This window comes from Mycolicibacterium sediminis, from assembly GCF_010731735.1.
Lineage (GTDB): Bacteria > Actinomycetota > Actinomycetes > Mycobacteriales > Mycobacteriaceae > Mycobacterium > Mycobacterium sediminis.
In genome coordinates, this window is sequence record NZ_AP022588.1 from 2,111,235 (window position 1) to 2,137,681 (window position 26,447).

The following is a 26,447-nucleotide window of genomic DNA, read 5'->3' on the forward strand; positions in this document are numbered from 1 at the left end:
TCCGCAATACGTGGCGCAACCTGACGTCGATGGGCACCGCGCTGGTGCTGCTGTTCCTGCTCGCGCTGGCAGCGATCCCCGGCGCGCTGCTCCCGCAGCGCACGCTGAACGCGAGCAAGGTCGACCAGTACATCGCCGACCATCCGACGATCGGTCCGCTGCTCGACCGGGTGCAGGCGTTCGACGTCTTCGCGAGCTTCTGGTTCACGGCCATCTACGTGCTGCTGTTCATCTCCCTGGTCGGGTGCCTCACCCCGCGTCTGGCCGAGCACGTCCGCAGCCTGCGCGCCCGGCCCGTCGCCGCGCCGCGCAACCTGGCCAGGTTGCCCAAGCACCACGAGGCGACGGTGCCCGGCGACGCCGCGACGGTGGCCGCCGACGTGGACCGCGCGCTGAAGGGCTGGCGGCGCACGACCCGCACCGACGGCGACGTCACCGAGATCTCCGCGGAGAAGGGGTACCTGCGCGAGTTCGGCAACATCGTCTTCCACTTCTCGCTGCTCGGTCTGCTGGTCGCGATCGCCGTGGGGAAGCTGTTCGGCTACGAGGGCAACGTCATCGTCGTCGCGAACGGCGGCCCGGGGTTCTGCTCGGCGTCGCCCGCCGCGTTCGACTCGTTCCGCGCGGGCAACACCGTCGACGGCACGTCGCTCAACCCGATCTGTCTGCGCGTCAACGACTTCGACGCGCAGTATCTCCCGTCGGGTCAGGCGCTGACGTTCGCCGCGAACGTCGAGTACCAGGCGGGCGACGACCTCGCCGGTGACACGTGGCGGCAGTACCGCCTCGAGGTCAACCACCCGCTGCGCCTCGGCGGTGACCGGCTCTACCTGCAGGGCCACGGGTACGCCCCGACGTTCACCGTCACGTTCCCGGACGGCCAGACCCGCACCCAGACGGTGCAGTGGCGACCGGACGATCAGCTCACGCTGCTGTCGTCGGGGGTGATGCGGTTCGATCCGCCCGGCGGCACCTTCCCCAACGACTTCGAGCGGCGCAAGAACCAGATAGCCATCCAGGGACTGTTCGCGCCGACCAAGCAGCTCGACGGGACGCTGCTGTCGTCGAGCTTCCCGTCGCTGAACGACCCCGCGGTGGCCATCGACGTGTACCGCGGCGACAGCGGTCTGGACTCCGGGCGCCCGCAGTCGCTGTTCTCGCTCGACACTCGGCTCATCGGTCAGAACCGGCTCACCAAGGAGGTGCGGGTCAACCTCGGCGAGGGGGAGTCGACGCGGCTGAAGGACGGCACCGTGATCCGGTTCGACGGGGCGGTCCCGTTCATCAACGTGCAGGTCTCGCATGATCCGGCACAGGTGTGGGTGCTGGTCTGGTCGATGTCCATGATGGCCGGTCTGCTGGTGTCGCTGGTGATCCGTCGCAGGCGCGTCTGGGTTCGTGTCGCCCCCGGTCCGGCGGGTACGGTTGAGGTGGAATTGGGTGGTCTCGCGCGCACCGACAACTCCGGGTGGGGCGACGAGTTCGAGAAGCTGACCGGGCGTTTGCTGCCGGCGGAGAAACTGGGTGAGCGCATGACCACGGGTAGCGAGAGAAGCGGGATCGCGTGAACACCTTCGACATCGACGTCGAGCTGGCGCAGTACTCGGACTGGGCCTTCACCACGTCCGTCATCGTGCTGGTGGCCGCACTGCTGCTGCTCGCCGTCGAACTCGCCTCCAGCCGCGGCCGCAAGGTCGAGGCGCGCGAACTCGTGACAGCCGGCGGCGGATCCGTCGCCGCCGACAGCGCCCGCCCCGGCGTGGTGGTCGACGCCCCGCGACGTCCCCTCGACGAACGCATCGGCCGGGCCGGTCTGGCGCTCACCTACGTCGGCATCGGGGTGCTGTTCGTCTGCATCGTGCTGCGCGGCTTCGCCACCTCACGCGTGCCGTGGGGCAACATGTACGAGTTCATCAACCTGACGTGCTTCTGCGGCCTGGTCGCAGCCGGAATCGTGTTGCGGCGCCCGCAGTTCCGCGCACTGTGGGTGTTCGTCCTCACGCCGGTGCTGATCCTGCTCGCGGTGTCGGGCAAGTGGCTCTACACCCACGCCGCGCCCGTCATGCCTGCGCTGCAGTCCTACTGGCTGCCCATCCACGTGTCGGTGGTGAGCCTGGGCTCCGGTGTGTTCCTCGTCGGTGGCGTCGCCAGCATTCTGTTCCTGGTCAAGATGTCGACGCTGGGCGATCCCGGTCGGCAGGGGTACCTGGCTGGCGTCGTCTCCCGGCTGCCCGATGCGCAGACCCTGGACCGGATCGCCTACCGCACCACCATCTTCGCGTTCCCGATCTTCGGCTTCGGCGTGATCTTCGGCGCCATCTGGGCCGAGGAGGCGTGGGGACGCTACTGGGGCTGGGACCCCAAGGAGACCGTGTCGTTCATCGCGTGGGTCGTGTACGCGGCCTACCTGCACGCCAGGTCCACGGCCGGTTGGCGCGACAAGAAGGCCGCCTGGATCAACGTGGTGGGCTTCGTGGCGATGGTGTTCAACCTGTTCTTCATCAACCTCGTCACCGTGGGCTTGCACTCCTACGCAGGGGTGGGCTGACCTTGCCGTTCTCCGGGGATCCGTCGGTGCCGGCGCAGCCGTCCGGCTTCCGGGAGCAGCACCGGTTTCGCGACCCGTCGGAGACCATCCCGCCGGAGTGGACGGCACCGACACCCCCGCACGGCATCCCGCTGGCACCGCTGCGGGCCGCGGTCCGGCAGCCGCCGCCACCGGTGCCCGCGCCGCCGCCGCCCGTGCCGGTCACCGATCCGGCGCCGCACTTCGACCTCTCGACGGTGGCGCTCCTCGGCCAGCCCAAGCGCAAGCCGTCGCGCGGATGGCGCCGCGCACTGTACACGGGTACGGGCGGCCTGATCAACGCCGGTGAGGCGCCCGAGGAGGTCCACCGCAAGGGCCTCGAGGCGCAGATCAGTCGTCCGCTCCGCGGGTGCTACCGGATCGCGCTGCTGTCGCTGAAGGGCGGCGTCGGCAAGACCACGATCACCGCAACGCTGGGCGCGACGTTCGCCTCCGTCCGGGGCGACCGCGTCATCGCCGTCGACGCCAATCCCGACCGTGGCACGCTCAGTCAGAAGGTGCCGCTCGAGACGCCGTCGACCGTGCGTCACCTGCTGCGCGACGCGGAGGGCATCGACAGCTACAGCGACGTGCGGCACTACACCTCGCAGGGTCCGAGCAGGCTCGAGGTGCTCGCCTCGGAGAGCGACCCGGCGGTGTCGGAGGCGTTCAGTTCCGAGGACTACCAGCGCACGCTCGAGGTGCTGGAGCGGTTCTACAGCCTGGTGCTGACGGACTGCGGAACGGGCATGCTGCACTCCGCGATGTCGGCGGTGCTCGACAAGGCCGACGTGCTCGTCGTGATCAGCTCGGGGGCCGTCGACGGTGCCCGCAGTGCCGCGGCGACGCTCGACTGGCTCGACGCCCACGGCTACCAGCAGCTGGTTCAAGGCTCGGTGGTGGTGGTCAACGGAGTCCGGTCCGGTCGGCGCGGCACGCGCGTCGACATGGACAAGGTCGTCGATCATTTCGCGCGCCGTTGCCGGGCGGTGCAGATGGTCCCGTTCGACGCTCATCTGGAGGAGGGCGCGGAGATCAGCCTCGACAGGCTCGGGTCCGCCACCCGCACTGCGCTACTTCACCTGGCGGCGACTGTCGCGTCGGGTTTCCCCGCGACGCGGTGACGGTCAGTGGGCGTCGGGATCCGGGTGGTTGTTGATCCTGCGCAGGAAATCCGGATCGTCGTCCGGGCCAACCACGCGCGTCCTCGGTGAGTTGGCCGAGGCGCGGATCATCCGCCAGGCCACGTAGGCCAAACCTGCCAGAATGAGAACGAGGAGCAAAAACTGCACGAAAACCTCCTTGCTGCCAGCATACGCGTCGTCGGTAGGCTCGACCCCGTGACTGATGGACGGCCCGGAACCCGCATGCTGCTCGACGTGGCGGCCTACGCCGTCGCCCGCCTGCTCCTGGTGGCCGTGTTGACCGGGGTGGTCTACGCGGTGGGCACGCTGGTGGCGGGTGAATTCCCGCTCGTCGTCGCCATGCTGTTCGCCCTCGTCGTCGCATTGCCGCTCGGCATCTGGGTTTTCGCGCCGCTGCGCCGTCGGGCGACCGCGAGCATGGCGGTGTTCGACGAGCGCAGACGCACAGACCGCGACCAACTGCGGGCCCGTCTGCGGGGCGACGACTCCCCGTCCGGGTGACGAAAGCGTGACGTCCACGCGCGAGGCCTTCGGCGCCGAGTTCACCGGGGCCGAAGGCTTTCTGAACTCACCCACCTACGGGCTGCCGCCCACCTTCCTCGTCGACGAACTGCACGCCCATCTCGGCGCGTGGCAGGCCGGCACGATGCATCCGCCGGCGTTCGACGCGTCCGTCGACCGGGGCCGGGCGGCCTACGCGGCACTGGTCGGCGTACCGACAGAATCGGTCGCGATGGGCGGAAGTGTCTCGGCGCTACTTGCTTTGGTGGCGGCTGCGGTCCCCGACGGCAGCCGGATCGCGACGCTGACGGGGGAGTTCACCAGCACCACGTTCCCGTTCGCCGCGCAGGTCTCGCGCGGCGTCACCGTCACCGAACTGCCACCGGCGGAGCTGCTCGCCACCGCCGCGGACTACGACGTGGTGACGGTCAGCCTGGTGCAGTCCGCGACCGGGGCGGTGCTCGACACCGACGCTCTGCGTGCGACGCTCGCACCTGCGGCGACGTGGGCGGTGATCGACGTGACGCAGGCCGTGGGCTGGAAGGCGCTCGGCCTCGGGTGGGCCGACGTCACCGTCGCGTCCGTCTACAAGTGGCTGCTGGCGCCCCGCGGTACCGCGTGGATGTCGTTGAGCGACAGAGTGGCTCGCGTGATGACGCCGCACGCCGCGAACTGGTACGCCGGCGCCGAACCGTGGTCGACGATCTACGGCCTCCCGCTACGGCTGGCCGACGACGCCCGGCGGTTCGACACCTCGCCTGCGTGGTTCGGGGCGCTCGGCTCGGGTGCCACGATGAGCTGGCTGGCGTCGCTGGACGCCGCCGCGGTCGAGGCGCACTGCGTCGGCCTCGCCGACCGGTTGCGCACGGAACTTCGACTGCCCCCGTCCGGCTCGGCGATCGTGTCGATCCCGGTCGCCGGCGCCGCCGAGCGGCTTCACCGGGCGGGCATCCGCGCCGCGGTGCGCGCCGGGGCCGTACGGGTGGGCTTCCACCTGTACAACACCGACGACGACCTCGACCGCCTGGTGGACGCGCTGTCCTGAGCGGCCGCTCCACCTGCCCGCCGAGTGTCGACTCGTGTCACGCCGAATCGCGAACGGCGTGGCGGTAACCAACGTTCGGCGGGTCCTGCTCAGTCGAAGAGGTCGGGCTGCTCGCGGGTGATGCGGTCGAACAGCGGCTGGAAGCTGAACCAACCGGCGAAGTGGCTACCGACCTGGGTGGCCGTCAGGGCCGCCATGTCCGGGTCGATCAGGACGGGTGTGCCGACGGCCTCGGCCATCAGCTGCGCCTGGCAGGACCGCTCCATCGTGATGAACCACCACGCCGCCTCCTCGACCGACTGGCCGACGGTGAGCAGACCGTGGTTGCGCAGGATCGCGGCCTTGCGCCCGCCGAGCGTGTGCGCGATGCGCTTGCCCTCCTCGAGGTCGAGCACGACGCCGGAGTACTGGTCGAACAGCGCGTGGTCGTCGTAGAAGGCGCACGCGTCCTGGGTGATCGGGTCCAGCAGCCGGCCCAGCGTCGACCACGACTTGCCGTACACCGAGTGCGAGTGGGCGGCGCCGATCACGTCCGGACGGGCGGCGTGCACCTGCGAGTGGATGGCGAACGCGGCCTGGTTCAGCGGGCGGTCACCCTCGACGATCGTGCCGTCGTGGCGCACCAGCAGCAGGTCGCTGACCCGGATGTGGCCGAAGTGCATGCCGAACGGGTTGACCCAGAAGTGGTCGGTCAGCTCCGGGTCGCGGGCGGTGATGTGGCCCGCGACGCCCTCGTCGAAGCCGAACTTGCTGAACAGTCGGAACGCCGCGGCGAGTTGCTGCTTGCGGTGCAGGCGCTCCTCGTCGAGGGTGCGCTCCTGCGGGAGCAGTGCCGCGGTGTTGCCACCGGCGAGTCGGGCGGCCTGGTCGGCGTCGTCGTGGGACATGAGGCCAGAGTAGGCCGCGATCTCGAGGGCCGAGCCGCGATTCGTGCACCCGTAGCCGCGCTCACCGCGGCTGCGCGTGCACGAGTCGCGAGGATTCAGGCCAGCGCGAGTGCGAGTGCGACGGTCACCGACCACATGAGCATCGTCAGCCCGGTGTCGCGCAGCACGGGGATCAGTTCGCGGCCGCCGAGGCCCCGACGCACCGGGGTGGCGGCGCGGACCGCGAGCGGCAGCGCCAGCAGGCCGACGGCGCACCACGGCGTCGCGAGCATCAGCACCAGCGTCAGCACGAACGCCGCCGCCACCAGCACCTGGTAGAGCACGCGGGTGCGCGCGTCCCCGAGCCGGACGGCGAGGGTGATCTTGCCCGTCTCGCGGTCGGTGGGGATGTCCCGGAGGTTGTTGGCGACCAGCACCGCCGACGACAGCGCGCCGACCGCCACGGCCGCCGCGGCACCCACCCAGTCGACCCGCAGGGCCTGGGTGAACTGGGTGCCCAGCACGGCCACCAGCCCGAAGAACACGAACACCGCCACCTCGCCGAGGCCGCTGTAGCCGTAGGGCTTCGCGCCGCCGGTGTAGAGCCACGCCCCCGCGATGCACGCCGCACCGACCGCGATCAGCCACGGCGCGCTGACGATCGCCAGCGCCAACCCCGCCGCCGCGCCGAGGCCGAGGCTCACCAGCGCCGCGGTCAGCACCGCGCGCGGCGACGCCACCTTCGACCCCACCAGCCGCAGCGGGCCGGACCGGACGTCGTCGGTGCCGCGGATGCCGTCGGAATAGTCGTTGGCGTAGTTCACGCCGACGATCAGCGCGAGCGACACGACGAGCGCCAGCGGCGCCTTCCACCAGACCGCCTCGCCGAGCCACGCCGCCGCGCCGGTGCCCGCGATCACCGGCGCCACCGCGTTCGGCAGCGTCCGGGGACGGGCACCCTCGATCCACTGCCCGACGGTTGCCATGGGTGAATCGTGCCAGAGGTCGCTACCGCTCGGGCCGCACCACGGGGACGCCGTGGATCCCGGGCACGAGCGTCCGCGTCACGACCTGCGAGTAGTCGTCCACGGTCGCGGTGTCGGGTGGCAGTCGCAGCGCACCCCAGTCGACGTCGGGCCGCCCGCGCAGCCGGGTCGGCATCTCGTGCAGTTCGTCGAAGGCGAGCAGGCCGGCGAAGCTCCCACCGGCGTCCGTCGTGCGGTCGTCGATCGAGTACGGCCGGGGCGACTCGATCACCGCGCGCGGCGTCCGGACGACGCCCGCGGTGATGGTGGGGACGTCGCGCACGCAGGGGAAGAGGAACGCCTGCGGCCAGCTGACCAGCACGGGGCCGCGGGTCTCGAGGAATCGCGTCAGCGGCACCACCGACCGCAGGCGGGGACCCGTCACCGCGAGCCAGCCGAAGTCGTCGGTGCGGCCGTCCTCGGCGCGGATCCGCACGCGGTCGGCGCCCGCGGGGACCTCCGCCGCGTCGACGCCGATGGACCGCCACAGCGGTTCGGTCGGGTCCTCGTCGGATGCGGGTCGGTCGGCGGGGGAGCGCTCGCCCAGCGGCGTCACGCCGGCGCCGTCGGCGCGGCCGAACTCGAACAGCAGCCGGTTGCCGTCGTCGGTGCGGCCCGCCACGGACACCGCGAGCCCACCGTCGACGGCGAGGGCGGGCACCGCGAACCATCGGCTCGTCATCGACGCGCGACCGGTGTCGGGGTCCGACCAGCTGCCCCAGAGGAACTCCGACGTGCCGACCCCGGGCGGGTCGGGCGGCGCGGCGTCGGGTGGGTAGCCGGCGCCGCGGACGAAGCCGTCGAGCCGGTCGGCGTCCGTGGCGGCCGGCAGAACCGGACCGTCGGGCAGCACGTCGACGTCGTCGGCCAGGCCGCACACCCGCTCCCCGGTCACCCGGCCGAGGTTCGCGACCGCGAGTGAACCCTCCGGCCGTCGCAGCGGTGCGGCGACGAAGGAACCGAGCATGACGGCGACCGACGTGCCCAGTGCGACGACGACGAGCGCGGCGGGGGCGGCCGTCGGGCGCCTCGTGGCCAGCACGATGAGCATCGCAGCGACGATCACCGGCCAGATGAGCGAAATGCCCAGCGGCGCTGGCCCTTCCGCGGCCCACGGCACGTCGTACACCGCCGGTATCCACCATGCGTTGGGCCCGGCGAACGACACGGCGGCGGCCCACCCCAGCAGTGCCGAGCCGAGCACCGCGGCGACGACGGCGCGGCGGTCCGGCGTCCTTCTCGCGATCAGCACCACCGCTGCCACCAGCAGCGCGGCGAACGGACCTGCTGCGGCGCCCAGGTGGTACGACCACTTCGACGGGGCCACCGCGAACAGCGCCAGCGTCAGCACCGTCACCGCGGCGAGCCGCGTGGCCGCCCGCGCCACGAACCCCGGGCGCCGCCACCGCAGCAGCAGGACGACGGGAACCGTTGCGATCGCCAGCAGTACGGCCGCTCGCTTCGCATAGCTGCCCTGCTGATCGGATCCCAGCAGATAGGCGTAGCGGTCCGGCTCGTCGTACCAGGGGAGCGCCGGGCCGAAGAAGGTGTGCCAGTCGGTGGCGGTGATCAGGGCGTCCCAGGTCTGGTCACCGAAGATCACCACCAGTGCCACCGCGGCGATCGAGGCAAGCGCGGGGACGTACGCCGCCACTGGCGACCCAGATCGCAGCGCCGCCCGCAGCGTCGGCGCGAAGACGACCACCGGTGCCAGCACCAGCGCGCCGTTGGGGCTGATCGGCACGACCAGCGCGGCGGCCAGGATCAGCAGGCCGACGTCGCGGGGCGACCGCGCCCGCATCGCCAGCGCGAGCACGACGGTCACACCCAGCGCGACGAAGGACTCCGGCCGGGTGCCGAGGTCGAACGGCAGCCAGGTGGCGAGCAGGCACAGCGCGGCGAGCAGTCGCACGCGGACCGTGGCCGACCGCACCGGCAGTGCGGCGCCCAGGACGCCGCGGCTCAGCACGAACCACGTGGCGATCGCGAGCAGGGTGCTGGGCACCCGCAGCCACAGCGGCGCGACGCTGATCGTCGTCAGTCCGGACAGCAGCTCCTGGCTGAACGCGAACGGCACCTCGGCGGCGTTCCACCATCGGTAGTAGTTGCCCGGGTTGCCGGTGCCGGCGACGTTGCGCGCGATCATCGTCGCCCAGCCGTCGTCGACGGCGAGCGGCCCGACGACCGCCCACCCGGCGAGGACGGCGACCATCCCGGCGTCGACCCACCACGCGCGCCGCGGTCGCCACCTGGGGCGTGGCCACGGCGAGCCGGGCAGCAGGATCAGGCTGCCCGCGGCGGCCAGCAGGGCCACGCCGATCAGAGCCCACTTCAGCGGCGAGGGCGTCGTGGTGAACCGGTCGATCGTCGACAGCGTCACCGTCAGACCCGCCGCATCGGCCCCGCCGAGGGCGGTCCGGAAGCCGAACACCTTCGGCACGGGGGTGCCGTCCAGCGTCACGGTGCGGCCGTCGGCGGTGTCGACCGCCATGCCGCCGGGCGTCGACCGGATGACGGTGCGGCAGTCGCCCGGCGGGACCGGGATCGCGACCTCGTGGCCGCCGATCCGCACGGACGCGCCGCCGGCGTCGGCGGTGACGAGCAGGCCGCCGTCGCCGGTGTCGAGCACCGTCGGAGCGTTCTGGTCGACGGCAGCGCGCAGCGCGGCACACGGCACCACGGCCGTCAGGCTGGCGGGTCGGTACGGCACGATCATCGCGGTGCTCGACGCGGTGGTGGCGGTGGTGGCACGGTCGGGTGCGGGCCAGGTCAGCGTGCTGCTCGCCACCCACACCGGCGCGAACGGCAGTGCAAGGGCGGCGAGCAGTCCGAGCATGCCGACGATCACCGTCGGCCACGGACCGCGGGCCCGCCCGGATACCCGCTGTGTGCTCGTCACGTCGCCAAGAGACTGTCACCCCGAGGTCGCGCACCGCGCCCGGACGGCGTCCCGTTCACCCCGGCGTCAGAATCTCCGGTGGCGCCATGGGCGATGATGGAGGCGAATCGACGTGAGGAGCAGTGCATGCTGGGTGTGATCGGTGGCAGCGGTTTCTACTCCTTCTTCGGAGCGGACGCGCGCAGCGTCAACCTCGACACCCCCTACGGCGCGCCCAGCGGCGCGATCACCGTCGGCACCGTCGGCGAACACGAGGTGGCCTTCCTGCCGCGGCACGGCGCCAACCACGAGTTCTCGCCGCACACCGTCCCGTACCGCGCCAACATGTGGGCGCTGCGGGCGCTGGGGGTGCGGCGCATCTTCGGTCCCTGTGCGGTCGGCAGCCTCAAGCCCGAACTCGGGCCGGGCTCGATGGTGGTGCCCGACCAGCTGGTCGACCGGACCAGCGCGAGGGCCGACACGTACTTCGACTCGGGCGGCATCCACGTCGGGTTCGCCGACCCCTACTGCCCGACGCTGCGGAGCGCCGTCACCGGCCTGCGCGGGGTCGTCGACGGGGGCACGATGGTCGTCATCCAGGGTCCGCGATTCTCGACGCGCGCCGAGAGCCGCTGGTTCGCGAGCGAGGGCTTCTCGCTGGTGAACATGACCGGCTACCCGGAGTCCGTCCTCGCCCGTGAACTCGAGATGTGTTACGCCGCAATCGCACTGGTTACCGATCTGGACGCGGGCATCGAGACGGGCGCCGGCGTGACCGCGGTCGACGTCTTCGCTGAGTTCGAGAAGAACCTGGTGCCGTTCAAGCAGCTGGTGCACGAGGCGATCGACCAGGTCGACGTCGAGAACGCCTGTACCCACTGCTCGCCGCACGCCGGCGTCACGTTGCCGATCGAGCTGCCATGAAGGTATTGCTCACCGGCGCAGCGGGTTTCATCGGTTCGCGGATCCGCGCCCAGCTGACCGACGGCGGTCACGAGGTCGTGGCCGTCGACGCGATGCTGCCCGCCGCCCACGGCGACGCCACCACGGTGCCCGACGGCATCCGGCAGGTGGACGTTCGCGACGCGGCGGCGCTCGCCGAGGTGCTGCCCGGCGTCGACGTCGTGTGCCACCAGGCGGCCGTGGTGGGCGCCGGTGTCGACGCGTCGGACGCCCCGTCCTACGGCAGCCACAACGACTACGGCACCACGGTGCTGCTCGCCGAGATGTACGCGGCGGGATGCCGACAGCTGGTGCTCGCGTCGTCGATGGTGGTCTACGGCCAGGGCGGTTTCGCGTGCACCGAGCACGGCGACGTCGACCCGCTGCCCCGCACCAAGGCGGATCTCGACGCCGGCGAGTTCGAGCATCGCTGCCCCGTCGGCGCCGAGCCGCTGCAGTGGCGACTTGTCGACGAAGACGCCCCGCTGCGGCCCCGAAGTCTGTATGCCGCAAGCAAGGTCGCGCAGGAGCACTACGCGCTGGCGTGGGCCGAGGCGACCGGTGGCTCGGTCGTCGCGCTGCGATACCACAACGTCTACGGCCCGCACATGCCGCGCGACACCCCGTACTCGGGGGTGGCGGCCATCTTCCGGTCCGCGATCGAACGGGGAGAGCCGCCGCGGGTGTTCGAGGACGGCGGGCAGATGCGGGACTTCGTCCACGTCGACGACGTCGCCGCCGCGAACGTCGCGGCCATCACCTCCGACACCGAGGGGTTCGCGGCGTTCAACGTCTGCTCGGGACGGCCGATCGCGATCCGCGACGTCGCCGCGCGCATCTGCGAGGTCCGCGACGGGCTGGCACCCGTGGTCACCGGGCAATATCGCAGCGGCGACGTGCGGCACATCGTCGCCAGCCCGGCTTTGGCGGCCGACGTGCTCGGCTTCCGCGCGGCCATCGACCCGCAGCAGGGGTTGGCGGACTTCGCGTTCGCCCCGCTGCGCGGCTAGCCCCTGCCCTTCTTCCCGCGAGGTCCCGTCCTCCCGCGCGGGTCCGGTCTTCCCGCGAGCAGTCCACTTCGTGGCTCCAGCCAACTCCCCTTCTTTCCTGCGAAACAGGGGAGTTTGCGACTGCTCGCCGAATGGGGCGGCGGAAAAGCCATACTGGCGAACGTGAAACTCGACATCTGTCAACAGTTTGGCATCGACTTCCCGCTGTTCGCGTTCAGTCACTGCCGCGACGTCGTCGCGGCGGTCACCAACGCCGGCGGCTTCGGGGTGCTCGGCGCGACGGCGTACTCGCCCGAGCAACTGGACCGCGAACTGTCGTGGATCGACGATCACGTGAACGGCAAGCCCTACGGGGCCGACATCATCGTGCCCGCGAAGTTCGAGGGCAAGGGCGAGGGCCTGTCCAAGGGCGACCTCGCGAGTCGCATCCCCGACGACACCAAGGCGTTCGTCGCAGAACTGCTCAGCGGTCACGGCATCGAGCCCGACCCCACGCCGCGCATCGGCAGCCCCATGCTGTCCGGGAACACCGGCCGCGAACTGCTCGACGTGGCGATGAGCCACCCGATCAAGTTGATCGCGAACGCGCTCGGGGTGCCGCCGGACTACATGATCGAGGCGGGCCGCGCCGCGGGAGTTCCCGTCGCGGCGCTCGTCGGCGCCAAGGAGCACGCGCTGAAGCAGGCCGCCGCCGGCGTCGACCTGATCGTCGCGCAGGGCACCGAGGCGGGCGGGCACTGCGGCGAGGTCAGCACGCTGGTGCTGGTCCCCGAGGTGCTCGACGCGCTCGAGGCCGCCGGCAGCGACATCCCGGTGCTGGCCGCGGGCGGCATCGTGACCGGCAGACAGATGGCCGCCGCCGTCGCAATGGGCGCGGCGGGCGCGTGGACGGGGTCGGTGTGGCTGACCACCGAGGAGGCCGAGACCGCGCCGCACACCGTGCAGAAGATGCTCGCGGCGTCGTCGCGGGACACGGTGCGCTCGGCCGGTCGTACCGGCAAGCCGTCGCGGCAGCTCGTCTCCGACTGGACCAACGCGTGGGCGCCCAACGACGGCGGTCGCAGGCCGCTGCCGCTCCCGCTGCAGTCGATGCTCGTCGAGCCGGTGCTGCGCCGCGTCGACGCGCTCGCCGAGCAGGGCCACGAGGGCGCGCAGGCGCTGGCGACCTACTTCGTCGGTCAGGGCGTCGGGATGATGAACAAGGTGAAGCCCGCCCGCGAGGTGGTGCTGGAGTTCATCGAGGACTACCTCGCCGCCGCCGAGAGCCTGGGGCGCACCATCCCCGACTGACCGGGAGCCCTCGCCGAGCGTGCGCAAACTCAGGTTCGCGACCGGCGTGTCGCCCGCAGACTGGGGCACCCCGCTTGCGGGGAGCACGCTCGCGGAGAAAAGAAACTCAGGCCTCGCCGGCGAGGGGGAGCCGCACCTCGAGGCGCGCGCCGGACTCCAGGTTGTAGGCGGTGACGGTGCCGTGGTGGGCCTGCACCAGGCCCGCGGCGATCGCGAGGCCCAGTCCGGAACCGCTGGGCAGCGACGCGTCCGAGCGGGGCACCCGGCCGTTGGAGCCGCGGTAGGCGATGTCGAACACCCGCGCCAGGTCGGCCTCGTCGATGCCGACGCCGGTGTCGTCGACGCGGGCCCACGCTCCGCGTTCGTCACGGCCCACCGACAGGGCCACCCGGCCGCCGTCGGGGGTGTGCGCGATCGCGTTGGCGACGAGGTTGGACAGCACCCGGACGAGCGCGCGGTCGCTGCCGATCACCCTGACCGGCTCGTCGGGGAGGTCGGCGCGCAGCGTGACGCCCGCGCGTTCGGCGGTGATGCGGTGGGCCGACAGCACGTCGTCCACGACCTCGTCGAGGGCCACGCGGTCGAACACCGGCTGGATGGCGCCCGCGTTGATCTTCGACATCTCGAAGAGGTCGTCGACCATCTCGGACAGCCGGATGGTTTCCTGCTCGATGTGCCGGGCGTGGTCGCGGATCTCGTGGTCGGCGAGGACGCCGTCCGCGATCGCCTCCGACACCGCGCGGATGCCGGCCAGCGGGGTGCGCAGGTCGTGGCTGACGAAGGCCACCAGTCGCCGGCGGGAGACCTCGGCGGCGTGTTCGGACTCGCGGATCTGGTCCTCCCACACCATCTTCCGGGCCTGGTGGCGGGCGAGCATGACGGCGGCGGGGATGGTCACCACCGAGACGATCACCAGCACGACGCCGAAGCTCTCGAAGCTGTCGTTGACCATGAAGCCGCTGGCGCCGAGGACTCCGGTGAACGTGGCGACGGTCGGGATGAGCACCAGCGCCACCATGCTGACGGCCAGCGACCACGACTGCGCCAGCTTGATGACCAGGGCGCCGATCAGGACGACGGGGACCGAGAAGGCCAGGGCGAGGCCGATCATCTCCCAGATGTGGGGTGCGGTCATCGAACGGTGGCGCTCCGGGTCATTCGCGCGCCTCGCTCCACATGTAGCCCCGACCCCACACCGTCTGCACGCGGTGCTGGTCGCCGAGTTTCGACCGGAGGCGCTTGACGTGCACGGTCACCGTGGACAGGTCGCCGAAGTCCCACTGCCAGACGTTCTTCAGCAGCTCCTCGCGGCTGTAGACCGTGTTGTCGTGGGTGAGGAAGAACAGCAGCAGGTCGAACTCGCGGTTGGTCAGCGAGACCGGCTGGTCGTGAACGGTGACGGAGCGCGCCGAGGCCGAGATGGTCAGTGCGCCCGTCGTCAGGGTGGCCGGCTGAGACGCCTGCGGCGACGGGTTGCGCCGCAGCACCGAGCGGACGCGCAGCGCCAGCTCCCGCGGGCTGAACGGCTTGGTGACGTAGTCGTCGGCGCCCGCCTCGAGGCCGGCGATCCGGTCCTCCTCCTCGGCCAGCGCCGTCAGCAGGATCACCGGGACGTCGTAACCGCTGCGGTCGCGCAGCGTCTGGCACAGGGCGAGCCCGTCGGGACCGGGCATCATCACGTCGAGCACGGCGAGGTCGATCTGCTCGGTGTCGAGCACGTGTAGAGCCTCGTGGCCGTCGCGGGCGACGGTCACGTCGAGCCCGTCGCGTTCGAGGTATCGACGCAGGACGTCACGCACGACGTTGTCGTCATCGGCGATCAGGACCCGGGTCACGGTGTCAAGGTTAACGGCGAACGACCTTCCTTACGGTCGCGTCACTCTTTCGTCAGCCCATTCATCGTTTGATCGGAGCCCAGATGGCAAATCATTGGCCCGTGACCGACGGTCGGGTGACGGTGGTTCTGCCGTGCATGAACGAGGCCGATGCCCTTCCCGTCGTGCTCGCCGCGATGCCCTCCGGCTTCGCCCCCCTCGTCGTCGACAACAACAGCACCGACGGCACCGCCGACGTCGCGCGTCGGGCCGGCGCGCGGGTGGTCGCCGAGAGCCGACCCGGCTACGGATCGGCGGTGCACGCCGGCATCGAGGCCGCCGACACCGAGATCGTCGCCGTCATCGACGCCGACGGTTCGCTGAACCCCGCCGACCTCCCCGGCCTCGTCGCCGACCTCGAAGCAGGCGCGGACATGGCGGTCGGGCGGCGTCGCGCCACCGCCGACGTGCGGTGGCCGTGGCACGCACGGCTCGGGACCGCCGCAGTGTGCTGGCGGCTGCGCACCCGGCACGGGATGCCGGTGCACGACATCGCCCCGATGCGCGTGGCCCGCCGCGACGCCGTGCTCGGCCTTGGTGTCGTCGACCGCCGTTCCGGGTATCCGCTCGAACTACTGGTCCGGGCTGCCGCTGCGGACTGGAAAGTGGTCGAACGCGACGTCGCGTACGGTCCCCGCGCGGGCGGGAAGTCCAAGGTCAGCGGCTCGGTTCGTGGCAGTGTCCACGCGGCCCTGGATTTCTGGCGGGTGATCTCGTGAGCGGTGACGTCCCGTGTTCGGTTCTGGTGGTCGCCAAGGCCCCGGTGCCGGGGTTCGCGAAGACCCGGCTGGCGGCGACGCTCGGCGACGCCGCGGCCGCCGACCTCGCGGCCGCGGCACTGCTGGACACCCTCGACGCCGTGGCGGCCTGCTCCGGGTCGGGACGCGTGGTGGCCATGACGGGCGACCTCGACCGCGCCAGCCGATCCGCCGAGATCCGTGCCCGGCTGGCGGACTTCACCGTCGTCGAGCAGCGGGGTGACGCCTTCGGTGACCGCCTCGCATTCGCCCACGCCGACGCGGCCGCCGCGACCGGCCTGCCGGTCCTGCAGATCGGCATGGACACCCCGCAGGTGACCGCGGCGCTCCTCGACGAGTGCGCGACGACGCTGCTGGCGTCCGACGCCGTGCTGGGCATGGCCTCCGACGGCGGCTGGTGGGTGCTCGGCGTGCATGATCCCGTCGCCGCCGAGGCGCTGCGCGACGTCCCCATGTCGCGCGCGGACACCGGAGCCCTCACACTGGCGGCACTGACGGCCACCGGTCTCGACGTCGGCATCGTCGCGACGTTGACCGACCTCGACACCATCGACGATCTGGATGAAGTGCGACGCGAGTGCACGTCCGGAACCCGGTTCAGCAGACTCGCGATGGCCGGAGGAGCCTGATGTTCGGAAATCTCTACGACCGCGCCCTGACGGGCGAACGATGTTGGATCCGGTACGAGGACGGCAGCGTGCACGGGCTGCCGGTGCACAGCTGGCTGGGCCAGCGGCGTAGCGACCACGCGTTCGACCGGGCCGTCGTCGGCGAGTGCGTGGGCCCGACCATCGACCTCGGCTGTGGGCCGGGACGGCTGACGGTCGACCTGATCCAGCGCGGTCTGCCGGCCCTGGGCGTCGACCAGTCCGCGACCGCCGTCGAGATGACCCGGCGCCGTGGCGCGCCGGCGCTGCGGCGGGACGTCTTCGAGCCCCTGCCGGGCACCGGTCGCTGGTCGACGGTGCTGCTGGCGGACGGGAACGTCGGGCTCGGCGGAGATCCGCGCCGGGTGTTGAGCCGTGCGGCGGAGCTGCTGCGGTCCGGGGGCCGGTGCGTCACCGAGTTCGACGCCGAGACCGAGGGCGTCGTGGTCCGCTGGGTCCGCCTGGAGTCCTCGCGCACGATCGGGCCGTGGTTCCGGTGGGCGACGGTCGGGTTGACCGGCGCCCATCAACTGGCCGACGAGGTCGGCCTCACCATCGAGGACGTCCAACCGATGGGAAGCCGTCTGTTGACGACGCTGGCCGCGGCCTGACGGCTACCAGTTCGTCAGGATGAAGCTGTTCAGCGCGAGCGCACCGATCACGTTGGCCGCCAGCCACCATCGGTGCGACCGGGCCGGCAGCAACGCGGCCGCGGCCATCAGCCACACCGTGAACGGCAGCCAGATCCGTTCCACCTCGGCCTTGCTCAGCATGCTGAGGTCGGCGCACGCGATCGAGAGCAGCGCCCCCAGCACCACCAGGTGCAGACCCGATCGTCGTTTGATCGCCGCCACGTCGAACACCCGACCGATGCCGGCGACCGTGCCGAGGCCCACCGCGCACACCACCGCGGCGAGATTGCCCCACACCCAATACTGGAACGGCCGATCCAGCGCGATGCCCTGCCAGTAGCGCTCCTGCACCAGGTGGTAGCCGTCGAACCACCAGAAGCCGGCCGCCGCGAACACGCCGACGACGGCGAGCGCCGCCACCACCGCGGGTACCAGCGCGCGTAGCGCCGACCGCACGTCCCGCGCCGACACGAGGATCGCGACCGCGGGTACGGCGATCAGACCCGCGCCGTAGTTGAGGAAGACGACCCAGCCGAGGAGCAGGCCCGCACCCGCCGCGGCGACGATCGGCAGCCGGACGGAGCCCCGCGCGGCGAGCGCCAGCAGGGTGAGGCCCCACGCCGCCACGCCCGCGAAGTAGCCGTCGGCCGAGACCGCGATCCAGATCGCCGTCGGCGCGACCGCCACGAACGGTGCGACCAGCCGCGCGGTGGACTCGTCGGCCAGGGCCCGCACCGCGACCACGATGGCGGCCGCGGCGCTGGAGCCGACGAGCAGGCAGAGCAGCCCGGCCCAGCCGCCGCCGCTGAGCCCGATGCGGTCCAGCCAGACGAAGGTGAGCAGCGCACCGGGCGGGTGGCCGGAGACGTGCGTGATCCAGGAATCGGGTTGGAAGTCGAGGATCCGGTCGGAGAAGGTGCGGACGGCCTCGGGGATGTCGGTGATCGTCGGCACCTGGCGCAGGTACTCGTGCCGGGCCTCGAGGCGGCCTGCGAAGCCGAGCTGCCAGCCGTCGATCATCGCCAGCGAGAACGCCCAGGCGCACGACACGGCCCACGTCGCCCACGGCAGCGCGCGCCACGGCAACCGGGCCGCCACGGACTGCCCGGCCACCACCATGGCGATGCCGATGACGATGGCCGGGACGGTGCCCCAGCCGACGTGGGCGTTCCACCAGCCGAAGATCGGCGCGGTCCCCGCGAAGTCGCGGAACCGTTCGGGAGTGGCATTGATCAGGGGGGTGACGATGCCGAGGTGCAGACGCGGTACGACGAAAGCCGCCACCACCAACAGGATCGCGAGGGTCACGGCGATCACGTCGCGACGGGCGGTCTTCACGCCTTTCCACCCTAGGGGTCGAACTCGTGCGGCCGCCCTGACGGGTTCGTGACGGTCCGCCGTTTTGCCGGGGATCGGCTGGGAACCCACGTCGGCGTATGGGCCCTCCGAGGGCCGCACTCGACGGGAGGAACAGCGACGTGGCAGGCGACAGCGGACCGGAAGAAGGCATCAAGGGCACGGTCGAGGGCGTCAAGGGCAAGGCCAAGGAGGTCGCCGGCGCCGTGACCGGCAGCGACGACCTGCAGCGCGAGGGCGAGGCGCAGCAGGACAAGGCGGACGCCCAGCGTGAGGCGGCGCAAAAGGAGGCCGAGGCGGAGAGCGCCCGCGGTGCCGCGAAGGCCAGCGAGGCGCGCCAGAAGGCGCAGGAGTAGGCCACCGACCGGGCCTGCCCTCGTCCATCCACTCGGCGAAACGCGCGATCCGCGCCGCGAAGCAGACGCCGGGAAGCGGTTTGCGCGTCGCCGGGGCGGGGCTCTCCTCGTTTCTGGCACGAAGGGAGACGGGATGAGGGTTGGTCTGGTCGGCGCGAACCCGGTAGTCGAACCGGCGCAGCGCGACGGGTCGACGGCGGCGATGGCCGCCGCGATGGCCGCGCGTGGAGCCGACGTCACGGTCTACGCACCGCGCCACGACGCCGAGGCGCCCGAGACGCTGGAGGTCGACGGCTTCCGCGTCGTGCAGATGCCGCAGACGGTGGGCGCCGGGGCGTCCGACCTCGCGGGTGTGCTCAACGACTTCGCCCGCTTCCTCGTCGACAGGTGGTCGACCGAGCGGCCCGACGTCGTCCATGCTGGGTCGTGGATTCACGGTGTGGCAGCGCAACTCTCGGCCGATCGCCACTCGATCCCGACTGTGCAGGCGCTGCCCGAACTGGGTGCGACGCTCACCAGGCGGCAGTCTCGCGTGGTCGGGCCGCCCGCCCGCACCAGGCTCGAACGCCTCCTCGCCCGCACCGCGACCCGCGTGGCGGCGGCGTGTTCTGAGGACGTCGAGGACCTGATCCGGATGGGATGCGCGCGGTCGCGCATCGCGGTGCTGCCGCAGGGTGTGGACGTCGACGCGTTCGCGCCCACGGGACCGGTGGCCGACCGAAAAGTCGATCAGGAGAACGGATTCCGGATCGTCGCCGCGGTCGACCACTTCCTGCCGCACCATGGTCTCGACGACCTGATCCGCGTGATCGCGAAGTTGCCCGCCGCCGAACTCGTCATCGTGGGCGGGCCCGTGTTCGACGGACTCGAGCACGATCCGGAGGCCGCACGGCTGCAGCGGCTGGCGGTGGACGAAGGAGTGTCCGGCCGGGTGCGGTTGACCGGCGCGCTCCCGGTCGACGAGCGTGCGGCACTGCTGCGGTCCGCAGACGTGTTCGCGTGCGCGTCGTGGTACGAGCCGACGAACCCGGCGCTGCTCGAGGCGATGGCATGCGGTGTGCCCGTGGTGGCCACCGAGGCGGGGGCCGCCGGCGACGTGGTCATCCACGACGTGACGGGTCTCATGGTCCCCCCGCGCAATTCGCCCAAACTCTTCGCGGCGCTCACGGCGATGCTGCACGGTGGGCTCCTGCGTGAGGGGATGGGCCTGGCGGGACGCGCCCGCGCCCGATCGTGCTACGGCTGGGACCGCGTCGCCTCGGAGACCGAGAACGCGCTCCAGCGGGCCGTCGACGCTCACGCCGCCCGTCCGGCCACGAGGTCGACGGTCGGCGCCCGTTAGACCGGCACGAGCGGAGTTTCCGGTCACGGGTCCCGGGTAATCGCCACGGACCGACTGGAAGGTGGCACGCATGAAGGCAGTGACCTGGCACGGCAAGCGCGACGTCCGCGTGGACGAGGTCCCCGACCCGAAGATCGAACAGGACACCGACGCGATCATCGAGGTCACCTCGACGAACATCTGCGGGTCCGACCTGCACCTGTACGAGGTGCTGGGGGCGTTCATGAACGCCGGGGACGTCCTCGGCCACGAGGCGATGGGGATCGTGCGCGAGGTCGGCTCCGGTGTCTCCAACCTCTCGGTCGGCGATCGCATCGTCGTGCCGTTCCAGATCTCCTGCGGCAGCTGCTTCATGTGCGACCGGCTGCTCTACACGCAGTGCGAGACCACTCAGGTGCGCGAGAAGGGCATGGGGGCGGCCCTGTTCGGCTACTCGGAGCTGTACGGCTCCGTGCCGGGTGGGCAGGCCGAGTACCTCCGGATCCCGCAGGCACAGTTCACCCACGTCAAGGTCCCCGACGGTCCGCCGGATTCGCGGTTCGTCTACCTGTCCGACGTGCTGCCCACCGCGTGGCAGGCGGTCGAGTACGCCGACGTCCCCGACGGTGGGTCGGTGACGATTCTCGGTCTGGGTCCGATCGGCGACATGGCCGCACGCATCGCCCACCACCGGGGGTACCGCGTCATCGGGGTCGACCGGGTACCCGAAAGACTGGGCAGGACGGCCGCGTTCGGCATCGAGGTGCTCGACCTCGAGGCGCTCGACGGTCCGGTCGGCGACGCCGTCCGCGACCTCACCGACGGACGCGGCACCGACTCGGTGATCGACGCGGTCGGCATGGAGGCGCACGGGTCACCCGTCACCAAGGTCGTGCAGCAGGCCGCGGGACTGCTACCCGACGCCATCGCCAAGCCCATCATGGAGAACGCGGGAGTAGACCGGCTCGGTGCGCTGTACTCGGCGATCGACGTCGTACGGCGTGGCGGCACGATATCGCTGAGCGGCGTCTACGGTGGCGCAGCCGACCCGCTGCCCATGCTGACGATGTTCGACAAGCAGGTCCGGCTCCACATGGGGCAGGCCAACGTGAAGCGGTGGGTGGACGACATCATGCCGCTGCTCACCGACACCGATCCGCTCGGCGTGGACGGGTTCGCCAGCCACGTGCTCCCACTCGCCGAGGCGCCGCACGCGTATGACATCTTCCAGAAGAAGCGGGACGGTGCGATCAAGGTGATGCTCAAGCCCTAGGAATCGGGCCGCCCGCTCACCAGGTCGTCACCAGTGCGCTGTTGAGCAGCACCGCACCCACGACGCCGCACAGCAGCCACCACCGGTGCGAGCGGGGTGGCAGCAGCGCCGCCGCGGCGGGGAACCACATCGTGAACGGCAGCCAGATCCGCTCCACCTCGGCCTTGCTCAGCATGCTGGCGGTGGCGCACAGGATCGCCGCGAGCATGCCCACGACGACCAGGGGCAGGCCGGACCGCCTGCGCAGCGCAGCCGGGTCGACGGCGCGGGCGACGCCCACCACCCCGGCGAGACCGACGGCGCACGCGACCGACGCGAAGTTCGCCCAACCCCAGTACTGGAACGGTCTGCTACTGGCGGTGCCCTGCCAGTAGCGCTGCTGCACGAGGTGGTAGCCGTCGAACCACCAGAAGCCGGCCAGGACGAACACCGCCACCACCGCCAGTGCGGCGAGCACCGCCGCGGCCAGCGCCCGCAGCGCCACCGCCCGCTTGGTGGCGGCGAGCAGCACGGCGACGGCGGGTAGTCCCATCAGCACCAGTCCGTAGTTGAGGTACACCGCCCAGCCCAGCAGCAGGCCCGCCGCGGCGGCGTAGGCGACCGGGCTGCCTACCTCGCGCCGGACGGCCACCGCGAGCAGCGCGAGCGCCCATGCCGTAACGCCCGCGAAGTAGCCGTCCGCCGACACGGCGACCCAGATCGCCGTGGGGGCGACCGCCACGAACGGCGCGGCCGACCGGGCGGTCGTCTCGTCGGCCAGCGCCCGCACCGCGACGACGATGGCCGCTGCGGCGCTCGACCCGACCAGCAGGCACAGCAGGCCGGCCCACGCGCCGCCGCCGAGGCCGATCCGGTCCAGCCAGACGAACGTCAGCAATGCGCCGGGGGGATGGCCGGACACGTGGGTGATCCACGAGTCGGGCTGGTAGTCGAGGATCCGGCCGGCAAAGCCCCGGACGGCCTCGGAGACGTCGCCGACGGTGGGTACCTGCCGCAGGTACTCGTGCTTGGTGGTCAACCGGCCGGCGAAGCCGCGCTCCCAGCCGTCGATCATCGCCAACGAGAACGCCCATGCGCAGGACGTCGCCCACGTCAACGGGACCAACGCGCGCCACGGGACGCGGGCGGCGATGGCCGGACCCCACAGCGCCGCGGCCAGTCCGATGACGATCGCGGGGAGGGTGCCCGCCCCGACGTGCCACTCCCACCAGCCGTGGATGGGGGCGGATCCCGCGAGTTCCGCGTACTTCTCGGGTGTTGCGCCGATCAGCGGTGCGACGCCGAGGTTCAGCCGTGGCAGGACGAAGGCCGCCAGCACCACGCCGACACCGGCGAGAGCTGCGACCGCATCTCGCCGAGATCCTTTGTCCTGCAGAAAGTCTCGGCGCTCCACGTCGACTCTAGGAGTCGTCCGGATCGCGCCGGACGGCGGCCAGCGCGGCATCGAGCGTGGCGAACGTGCTGAACAGTTCGGTCAACCCGGTCACCTCGATCGGACGCCGGGTGGCAGCACGGTCGGTGACGACGACGAACGTCGTGGGTACGAGCCGCTCGTGGGTCTGTGCCAGTATCCGCAGTCCCGCGGATCCCATGAAGTCGACGCCCGTCAGGTCGACGACCACGGCGTGACTGGCGGTGGCGGTGGCATCGGCGACGGCGGCGTCGAGGATGCCCGCGGTCGCCAGATCGATCTCGCCGTCGACCGACAGCACCGTGATGTCACCGGCGAGGCGTCGAACGCGGGTCGTCAGCAGGTCTCGAGGCACTTCAGACCTTCCTCCGGGGGAGGGGCGAGGGACTGCGCGCAGGACGCAGCGCAGGGTCCGGCCTCGGGCTGAAACCGATCCGACCCTATCGCAAGGTTTGGAAAGTCACCGCAATGTGCACATACGAACCACATACAGACGAAGTGCCACGGAATCAGATCACGGGAGTTCGCATGTCGCTCGTACGGTTCTCGCGCGCGACGGCACGCCCGTCGGCCGCGCGCGACCCCGCGCGTTCGACCGTGCGCTGGTCCCGTCCGCACCGCGCAGGGCGGTCATGACGGCGTCCTCGCCGCCGCCGCTCGAGGTGGAGGTTCCTGCTCGCGCGCAGGAACTGGCCGCGATTCGCCGACGGGTGTCGGAGTGGATGACCCTCGTCGGCATTTCCGCCGACCTCGCCGCCGACATCCTGCTCGTCGTGAACGAGGCCTGCTCGAACAGCATCGAACACGCCTACCTCGGAAAGTCCGAGGGCACGGTCCGCATCACCGCCGAGCGCGCACCGGACGCCATCTGCTTCACCATCGAGGACTTCGGCCGGTGGCGAGGCGGCGCCACGGATGCGGACGTGGCCCGTGGGCGCGGCCTTCCGCTGATGAGAGCCCTCAGCGCACGCGTCGACCTGAGCACCAGCACCGGCGGCACGCGGTTGTCGATGACCTTCGCACCGTCGGCCTGAGGGCGACCGCAGTCCCCGTTTCGCCGCACGTCGCTCGGGTAGCCGCGCCCCATGACGTCATCGACACCGCTCACCGCGATCGCCCTGACCTGCAGCCTCAAGCCGAGTCCGGCCGAGTCCAGCGCCGAGCTGATCGCGACGCAGATCCTCGCGGAGCTGAGGAAGTCGGTCGTGACGGGCGAGGTGGTGCGCTGCGTCGACTACGACCTGAAACCGGGCGTCGAGACCGACATGGGCGAGGGCGACCAGTGGCCGAGACTGCGCGAGCGGGTCCGGGCAGCGGACATCCTGGTGCTCACCACGCCGACCTGGATGGGCCACATGTCGAGCGTGGCGCAACGCGTCCTGGAGCGACTCGACGCCGAGCTGTCCGAGACCGACGATCAGAACCGGCCGAGCATGGTGGGCAAGGTGGCCGTCGCGGCGGTGGTCGGCAACGAGGACGGCGCGCACAAGATCGTCGCCGACCTGTTCCAGGCGCTCAACGACGTCGGGTTCTCCATCGCCGCGCAGGGCTGCACCTACTGGAACGGTGAGGCGATGCACGGCACCGACTTCAAGGACCTCGACGAGGTGCCGTCCGCCGTGGCGTCGACGACGGCGAATGCGGCCCGCAACGCCGCGCACCTCGCGGCCCTGCTGAAGGACCACCAGTATCCGGCGTATCCCGGCTGAGGGGTTTGAGCGTCTCCGAAGCGGGGTACCGGATGCCGCTACGGACGTGACGAACTGGAGTGAGCGATGCGCGCGGACTACCACCGGCAACTGGACGCCCTGCGCGCCGACCTCGGCCGGATGTGCGCACTGGCGGGCAGCGCTGCCGGCTCGGCCACGGACGCACTGCTGGCCGCCGACCTCGACGCAGCCAACCGCGTGTCGGGCGACGTGGAACGCCTCCGCGCACTGGAGGCTGCGGTCGAACGTCAGGTGGTCGGCATCCTGGCCCGTCAGGCGCCCGTCGCCCGCGACCTCCGTGAGGTGGTCACCGCCATTCAGATCGCCGGCGACGCCGACCGGATGGGTGGCCTCGCCGCCCACATCGCCCGCGTGCCCGCGCTCCGCCACCCGGCCCGGGTCGTTCCCGATCATCTGCGACCGAGTTTCGTCGAGATGGGATCCCTCGCAGTCGATCTCGCAGACCGGTGCCGCGCCGCGGTACTGGACGGCACGGGAGTTCAGACCGAGCAGATCCTGGACGACGACGACGCGATGGAGTCGCTGCACCGTGGGGTACACCGCGCCGTCATGCAGAAGGACTGGTCGCACGGTGCGACGGCGGCCATCGACGCGGTCCTGCTGGGCCGGTTCTACGGCCGCTTCGCCGACCATGCCGGGGAGATCGCCCGCCGGGTGAGGTTCCAGACGACGGGCGCGCATGGCGCAGCGCTGGTGTGACTTTCCGGTGCCGTGGGCTATCCGGTATGCGAAACGTTTCGTCGAAGGTATAGTGGGCCGCCAAGCGGGTTGAGATGTAGCTCGGCGGCCACTGCGTGGAGTCGATGTGAACCCCGAATCCTTAGCTTCTGAATCCACCCTCGTCCATCGACACGAGGTGCGCACCGGTGACGTCAACGAGGTCCGGAAGCACCTGGGCCGGTTGTACCGCGCCGACATCGACGTGAGGATCCTCGATCCCATGCGCGCCCGAGCCGGCACGACGCGCCCTGGGCTCCTGCATCGCCGCATCGACGCAGGCGCCTTCTCGCTGGAGGACGTGCGGCACGGCGGTCAGGCGGAGACCCGAGCGGACGACGTGCCCGGCGTCGTCGTGCTGTGGACGGTCGGCGGCCAGGTGGACAACTCCGTGAACGATGCGGTGGGTGCCGCGGGTCCGGGTGACGTCGTGCTGGGCTCGGCAGGCAATGCCGATGTCGTCCTGAGGACACGGGATCCCCTCCTCAAGACTGCGGTGCTCGATCAGGACCTCCTCGACCGCGTGGCCGCGGACTCGACTGCGATGCGGCTCAAGCCGGTGCGCTTCACGTCGATCACCCCGCGCGGCCCGGAGTCGGCCGCGGCATGGATCAAGGTCCGGCGCTTCGTCGAGGAGACGGTCCTCGCCGACGAGGAGGTCGCCACGCCGCTCGTGATCGCCTCGGCGGCACGGCTTCTCGCAGCCACCACACTCGCGGTGTTCCCGAACACCGCGTCGGAGGCGGACGACGCGGAATCGGGCGCGGACCTGTCGCACCATCCCGCACTGGTGCGGCGGGCCGTGGGCTACATCGAAGAACACGCCTCCGACGACATCGGCGTCGTGGACATCGCCGCAGCCGTCTACGTGACGCCGCGCGCGCTGCAGTACATGTTCCGCCGCCACCTCGACACCACGCCGATGGCGTATCTACGGCGGGTGCGACTCGACCATGTCCACCGCGCCCTACGGGAGGGCACCAGGGACGCCGACACCGTGACGGCGATCGCCGCCCGGTGGGGATTCGCCCACACCGGGCGGTTCGCCGTGCTGTACCGCGAGACGTTCGGGCAGAGCCCGCACGTCACCCTGCGGCAGTAGTA

27 protein-coding genes are annotated in these 26,447 nt (G+C 71.3%); 18 read left to right on the plus strand and 9 right to left on the minus strand.

Annotated elements, in window-relative coordinates:
• Positions 1 to 29: 29 nt before the first annotated feature.
• Genes resB through G6N64_RS10150 form a run of 3 tightly spaced genes read left to right on the plus strand, consistent with a single transcriptional unit; the run spans position 30 to position 3,690 of the window.
• The gene (gene resB / locus G6N64_RS10140) at positions 30 to 1,568 is read left to right on the plus strand and encodes a cytochrome c biogenesis protein ResB (RefSeq protein ID WP_163801575.1); all 1,539 of its coding nucleotides are present in this window, start codon (positions 30 to 32) and stop codon (positions 1,566 to 1,568) included.
• Positions 1,565 to 2,548 (plus strand): c-type cytochrome biogenesis protein CcsB, encoded by a 984-nt coding sequence (gene ccsB / locus G6N64_RS10145; RefSeq protein ID WP_163796775.1) that lies wholly within the window; start codon positions 1,565 to 1,567, stop codon positions 2,546 to 2,548. The genes resB and ccsB overlap by 4 nt, the downstream gene beginning before the upstream one ends.
• Positions 2,545 to 3,690: a MinD/ParA family ATP-binding protein gene (locus G6N64_RS10150; protein WP_276017937.1), complete on the plus strand. Its 1,146-nt coding sequence runs from the start codon at positions 2,545 to 2,547 to the stop codon at positions 3,688 to 3,690. Before ccsB ends, G6N64_RS10150 begins: the two co-directional genes overlap by 4 nt.
• Before the next feature lie 3 nt (positions 3,691 to 3,693).
• Here G6N64_RS10150 and G6N64_RS29910 read toward each other — a convergent pair whose 3' ends face one another.
• A complete protein-coding gene (locus G6N64_RS29910; protein WP_174266782.1) occupies positions 3,694 to 3,858 on the minus strand; it encodes a hypothetical protein in 165 nt (54 codons plus the stop codon).
• Between the two features lie 75 nt (positions 3,859 to 3,933).
• On the opposite strand from G6N64_RS29910, the gene G6N64_RS10155 reads away from it, so the two are divergent.
• Together G6N64_RS10155 and G6N64_RS10160 are read left to right on the plus strand one after the other, a co-directional pair.
• Entirely contained in the window at positions 3,934 to 4,212 is a 279-nt protein-coding gene (locus G6N64_RS10155; protein WP_163801576.1) for a DUF4229 domain-containing protein, read from the plus strand.
• Positions 4,213 to 4,219: 7 nt separating this feature from the next.
• Positions 4,220 to 5,257: an aminotransferase class V-fold PLP-dependent enzyme gene (locus tag G6N64_RS10160; RefSeq protein WP_163796777.1), complete on the plus strand. Its 1,038-nt coding sequence runs from the start codon at positions 4,220 to 4,222 to the stop codon at positions 5,255 to 5,257.
• Between the two features lie 89 nt (positions 5,258 to 5,346).
• Here G6N64_RS10160 and G6N64_RS10165 read toward each other — a convergent pair whose 3' ends face one another.
• The 3 genes from G6N64_RS10165 to G6N64_RS10175 form a co-directional block, all read right to left on the minus strand.
• Positions 5,347 to 6,144 (minus strand): class II aldolase/adducin family protein, encoded by a 798-nt coding sequence (locus G6N64_RS10165; RefSeq protein WP_163796778.1) that lies wholly within the window; start codon positions 6,142 to 6,144, stop codon positions 5,347 to 5,349.
• Between the two features lie 95 nt (positions 6,145 to 6,239).
• Positions 6,240 to 7,109: a 1,4-dihydroxy-2-naphthoate polyprenyltransferase gene (locus G6N64_RS10170; protein ID WP_163796779.1), complete on the minus strand. Its 870-nt coding sequence runs from the start codon at positions 7,107 to 7,109 to the stop codon at positions 6,240 to 6,242.
• A gap of 22 nt (positions 7,110 to 7,131) precedes the next feature.
• Positions 7,132 to 10,047, minus strand: a complete 2,916-nt coding sequence (locus G6N64_RS10175; protein WP_163796780.1) for an arabinosyltransferase domain-containing protein — start codon at positions 10,045 to 10,047, stop codon at positions 7,132 to 7,134.
• Between the two features lie 126 nt (positions 10,048 to 10,173).
• On the opposite strand from G6N64_RS10175, the gene G6N64_RS10180 reads away from it, so the two are divergent.
• The 3 genes from G6N64_RS10180 to G6N64_RS10190 all read left to right on the plus strand — a co-directional run bounded on the left by G6N64_RS10180 (position 10,174) and on the right by G6N64_RS10190 (position 13,268).
• The gene (locus G6N64_RS10180; protein ID WP_163796781.1) at positions 10,174 to 10,950 is read left to right on the plus strand and encodes an S-methyl-5'-thioadenosine phosphorylase; all 777 of its coding nucleotides are present in this window, start codon (positions 10,174 to 10,176) and stop codon (positions 10,948 to 10,950) included.
• Positions 10,947 to 11,978 (plus strand): NAD-dependent epimerase/dehydratase family protein, encoded by a 1,032-nt coding sequence (locus G6N64_RS10185; protein WP_163796782.1) that lies wholly within the window; start codon positions 10,947 to 10,949, stop codon positions 11,976 to 11,978. Before G6N64_RS10180 ends, G6N64_RS10185 begins: the two co-directional genes overlap by 4 nt.
• Before the next feature lie 162 nt (positions 11,979 to 12,140).
• On the plus strand, positions 12,141 to 13,268 hold the full coding sequence (locus G6N64_RS10190; RefSeq protein ID WP_163796783.1) for a nitronate monooxygenase: 1,128 nt from the start codon (positions 12,141 to 12,143) through the stop codon (positions 13,266 to 13,268).
• Positions 13,269 to 13,374: 106 nt separating this feature from the next.
• Here the strand turns inward: G6N64_RS10190 and G6N64_RS10195 are convergent, their stop codons facing one another.
• Both G6N64_RS10195 and G6N64_RS10200 read right to left on the minus strand, forming a co-directional pair.
• Positions 13,375 to 14,403: a sensor histidine kinase gene (locus tag G6N64_RS10195; protein ID WP_163796784.1), complete on the minus strand. Its 1,029-nt coding sequence runs from the start codon at positions 14,401 to 14,403 to the stop codon at positions 13,375 to 13,377.
• Between the two features lie 19 nt (positions 14,404 to 14,422).
• Positions 14,423 to 15,103 carry a response regulator transcription factor gene (locus tag G6N64_RS10200; protein ID WP_163796785.1) on the minus strand — a complete coding sequence of 227 codons (681 nt, stop codon included), beginning with the start codon at positions 15,101 to 15,103 and terminating at the stop codon, positions 14,423 to 14,425.
• Positions 15,104 to 15,186: 83 nt separating this feature from the next.
• Here G6N64_RS10200 and G6N64_RS10205 point away from each other — a divergent pair, with 83 nt between their 5' ends.
• The 3 genes from G6N64_RS10205 to G6N64_RS10215 are packed head-to-tail and all read left to right on the plus strand — an operon-like array spanning position 15,187 to position 17,158.
• A complete protein-coding gene (locus G6N64_RS10205; protein WP_163796786.1) occupies positions 15,187 to 15,861 on the plus strand; it encodes a glycosyltransferase family 2 protein in 675 nt (224 codons plus the stop codon).
• Complete coding sequence (locus G6N64_RS10210) at positions 15,858 to 16,529, plus strand: DUF2064 domain-containing protein (protein ID WP_163796787.1); 672 nt, start codon at positions 15,858 to 15,860, stop codon at positions 16,527 to 16,529. The genes G6N64_RS10205 and G6N64_RS10210 overlap by 4 nt, the downstream gene beginning before the upstream one ends.
• Entirely contained in the window at positions 16,529 to 17,158 is a 630-nt protein-coding gene (locus tag G6N64_RS10215) for a methyltransferase domain-containing protein (protein WP_163796788.1), read from the plus strand. Before G6N64_RS10210 ends, G6N64_RS10215 begins: the two co-directional genes overlap by 1 nt.
• A gap of 3 nt (positions 17,159 to 17,161) precedes the next feature.
• Here G6N64_RS10215 and G6N64_RS10220 read toward each other — a convergent pair whose 3' ends face one another.
• Positions 17,162 to 18,517, minus strand: a complete 1,356-nt coding sequence (locus G6N64_RS10220) for a hypothetical protein (protein WP_163796789.1) — start codon at positions 18,515 to 18,517, stop codon at positions 17,162 to 17,164.
• A gap of 140 nt (positions 18,518 to 18,657) precedes the next feature.
• Between G6N64_RS10220 and mbp1 the strand changes: the two genes are divergently transcribed.
• The 3 genes from mbp1 to G6N64_RS10235 all read left to right on the plus strand — a co-directional run bounded on the left by mbp1 (position 18,658) and on the right by G6N64_RS10235 (position 21,485).
• The gene (mbp1, locus tag G6N64_RS10225; protein WP_163801577.1) at positions 18,658 to 18,891 is read left to right on the plus strand and encodes a microaggregate-binding protein 1; all 234 of its coding nucleotides are present in this window, start codon (positions 18,658 to 18,660) and stop codon (positions 18,889 to 18,891) included.
• 133 nt (positions 18,892 to 19,024) lie between these two features.
• Positions 19,025 to 20,233 carry a glycosyltransferase gene (locus G6N64_RS10230; RefSeq protein ID WP_163796790.1) on the plus strand — a complete coding sequence of 403 codons (1,209 nt, stop codon included), beginning with the start codon at positions 19,025 to 19,027 and terminating at the stop codon, positions 20,231 to 20,233.
• Between the two features lie 70 nt (positions 20,234 to 20,303).
• Complete coding sequence (locus G6N64_RS10235; RefSeq protein WP_163796791.1) at positions 20,304 to 21,485, plus strand: zinc-dependent alcohol dehydrogenase; 1,182 nt, start codon at positions 20,304 to 20,306, stop codon at positions 21,483 to 21,485.
• Positions 21,486 to 21,501: 16 nt separating this feature from the next.
• On the opposite strand, the gene G6N64_RS10240 is transcribed toward G6N64_RS10235, so the two are convergent.
• On the minus strand, positions 21,502 to 22,878 hold the full coding sequence (locus G6N64_RS10240; protein ID WP_246231082.1) for a hypothetical protein: 1,377 nt from the start codon (positions 22,876 to 22,878) through the stop codon (positions 21,502 to 21,504).
• Between the two features lie 7 nt (positions 22,879 to 22,885).
• Positions 22,886 to 23,251 (minus strand): STAS domain-containing protein, encoded by a 366-nt coding sequence (locus G6N64_RS10245; protein ID WP_246231083.1) that lies wholly within the window; start codon positions 23,249 to 23,251, stop codon positions 22,886 to 22,888.
• A 277-nt stretch (positions 23,252 to 23,528) separates the two neighbouring features.
• Between G6N64_RS10245 and G6N64_RS10250 the strand changes: the two genes are divergently transcribed.
• From G6N64_RS10250 to G6N64_RS30040, 4 genes are all read left to right on the plus strand, one after another.
• Positions 23,529 to 23,930: an ATP-binding protein gene (locus G6N64_RS10250; RefSeq protein WP_163796792.1), complete on the plus strand. Its 402-nt coding sequence runs from the start codon at positions 23,529 to 23,531 to the stop codon at positions 23,928 to 23,930.
• A gap of 51 nt (positions 23,931 to 23,981) precedes the next feature.
• Positions 23,982 to 24,605 carry a flavodoxin family protein gene (locus G6N64_RS10255; RefSeq protein ID WP_163796793.1) on the plus strand — a complete coding sequence of 208 codons (624 nt, stop codon included), beginning with the start codon at positions 23,982 to 23,984 and terminating at the stop codon, positions 24,603 to 24,605.
• Between the two features lie 66 nt (positions 24,606 to 24,671).
• Positions 24,672 to 25,325 carry a phosphate signaling complex protein PhoU gene (gene phoU, locus G6N64_RS10260; RefSeq protein WP_163796794.1) on the plus strand — a complete coding sequence of 218 codons (654 nt, stop codon included), beginning with the start codon at positions 24,672 to 24,674 and terminating at the stop codon, positions 25,323 to 25,325.
• 157 nt (positions 25,326 to 25,482) lie between these two features.
• The gene (locus G6N64_RS30040; RefSeq protein WP_246231084.1) at positions 25,483 to 26,445 is read left to right on the plus strand and encodes an AraC family transcriptional regulator; all 963 of its coding nucleotides are present in this window, start codon (positions 25,483 to 25,485) and stop codon (positions 26,443 to 26,445) included.
• Positions 26,446 to 26,447 lie beyond the last annotated feature (2 nt).

Excerpts from the sequence above, each read along its gene's own strand:
- resB (WP_163801575.1), top strand. The coding sequence starts at position 30 with ATGGGCACCGCGCTGGTGCTGCTGTTCCTGCTCGCGCTGGCAGCGATC.
- G6N64_RS10155 (WP_163801576.1), top strand. The coding sequence starts at position 3,934 with ATGCTGCTCGACGTGGCGGCCTACGCCGTCGCCCGCCTGCTCCTGGTG.
- G6N64_RS10165 (WP_163796778.1), bottom strand. The coding sequence starts at position 6,144 with ATGTCCCACGACGACGCCGACCAGGCCGCCCGACTCGCCGGTGGCAAC.
- G6N64_RS10170 (WP_163796779.1), bottom strand. The coding sequence starts at position 7,109 with ATGGCAACCGTCGGGCAGTGGATCGAGGGTGCCCGTCCCCGGACGCTG.
- G6N64_RS10180 (WP_163796781.1), top strand. The coding sequence starts at position 10,174 with ATGCTGGGTGTGATCGGTGGCAGCGGTTTCTACTCCTTCTTCGGAGCG.
- G6N64_RS10185 (WP_163796782.1), top strand. The coding sequence starts at position 10,947 with ATGAAGGTATTGCTCACCGGCGCAGCGGGTTTCATCGGTTCGCGGATC.
- G6N64_RS10195 (WP_163796784.1), bottom strand. The coding sequence starts at position 14,403 with ATGACCGCACCCCACATCTGGGAGATGATCGGCCTCGCCCTGGCCTTC.
- G6N64_RS10205 (WP_163796786.1), top strand. The coding sequence starts at position 15,187 with ATGGCAAATCATTGGCCCGTGACCGACGGTCGGGTGACGGTGGTTCTG.
- G6N64_RS10215 (WP_163796788.1), top strand. The coding sequence starts at position 16,529 with ATGTTCGGAAATCTCTACGACCGCGCCCTGACGGGCGAACGATGTTGG.
- G6N64_RS10230 (WP_163796790.1), top strand. The coding sequence starts at position 19,025 with ATGAGGGTTGGTCTGGTCGGCGCGAACCCGGTAGTCGAACCGGCGCAG.
- G6N64_RS10235 (WP_163796791.1), top strand. The coding sequence starts at position 20,304 with ATGAAGGCAGTGACCTGGCACGGCAAGCGCGACGTCCGCGTGGACGAG.
- G6N64_RS10250 (WP_163796792.1), top strand. The coding sequence starts at position 23,529 with ATGACGGCGTCCTCGCCGCCGCCGCTCGAGGTGGAGGTTCCTGCTCGC.
- G6N64_RS10255 (WP_163796793.1), top strand. The coding sequence starts at position 23,982 with ATGACGTCATCGACACCGCTCACCGCGATCGCCCTGACCTGCAGCCTC.
- phoU (WP_163796794.1), top strand. The coding sequence starts at position 24,672 with ATGCGCGCGGACTACCACCGGCAACTGGACGCCCTGCGCGCCGACCTC.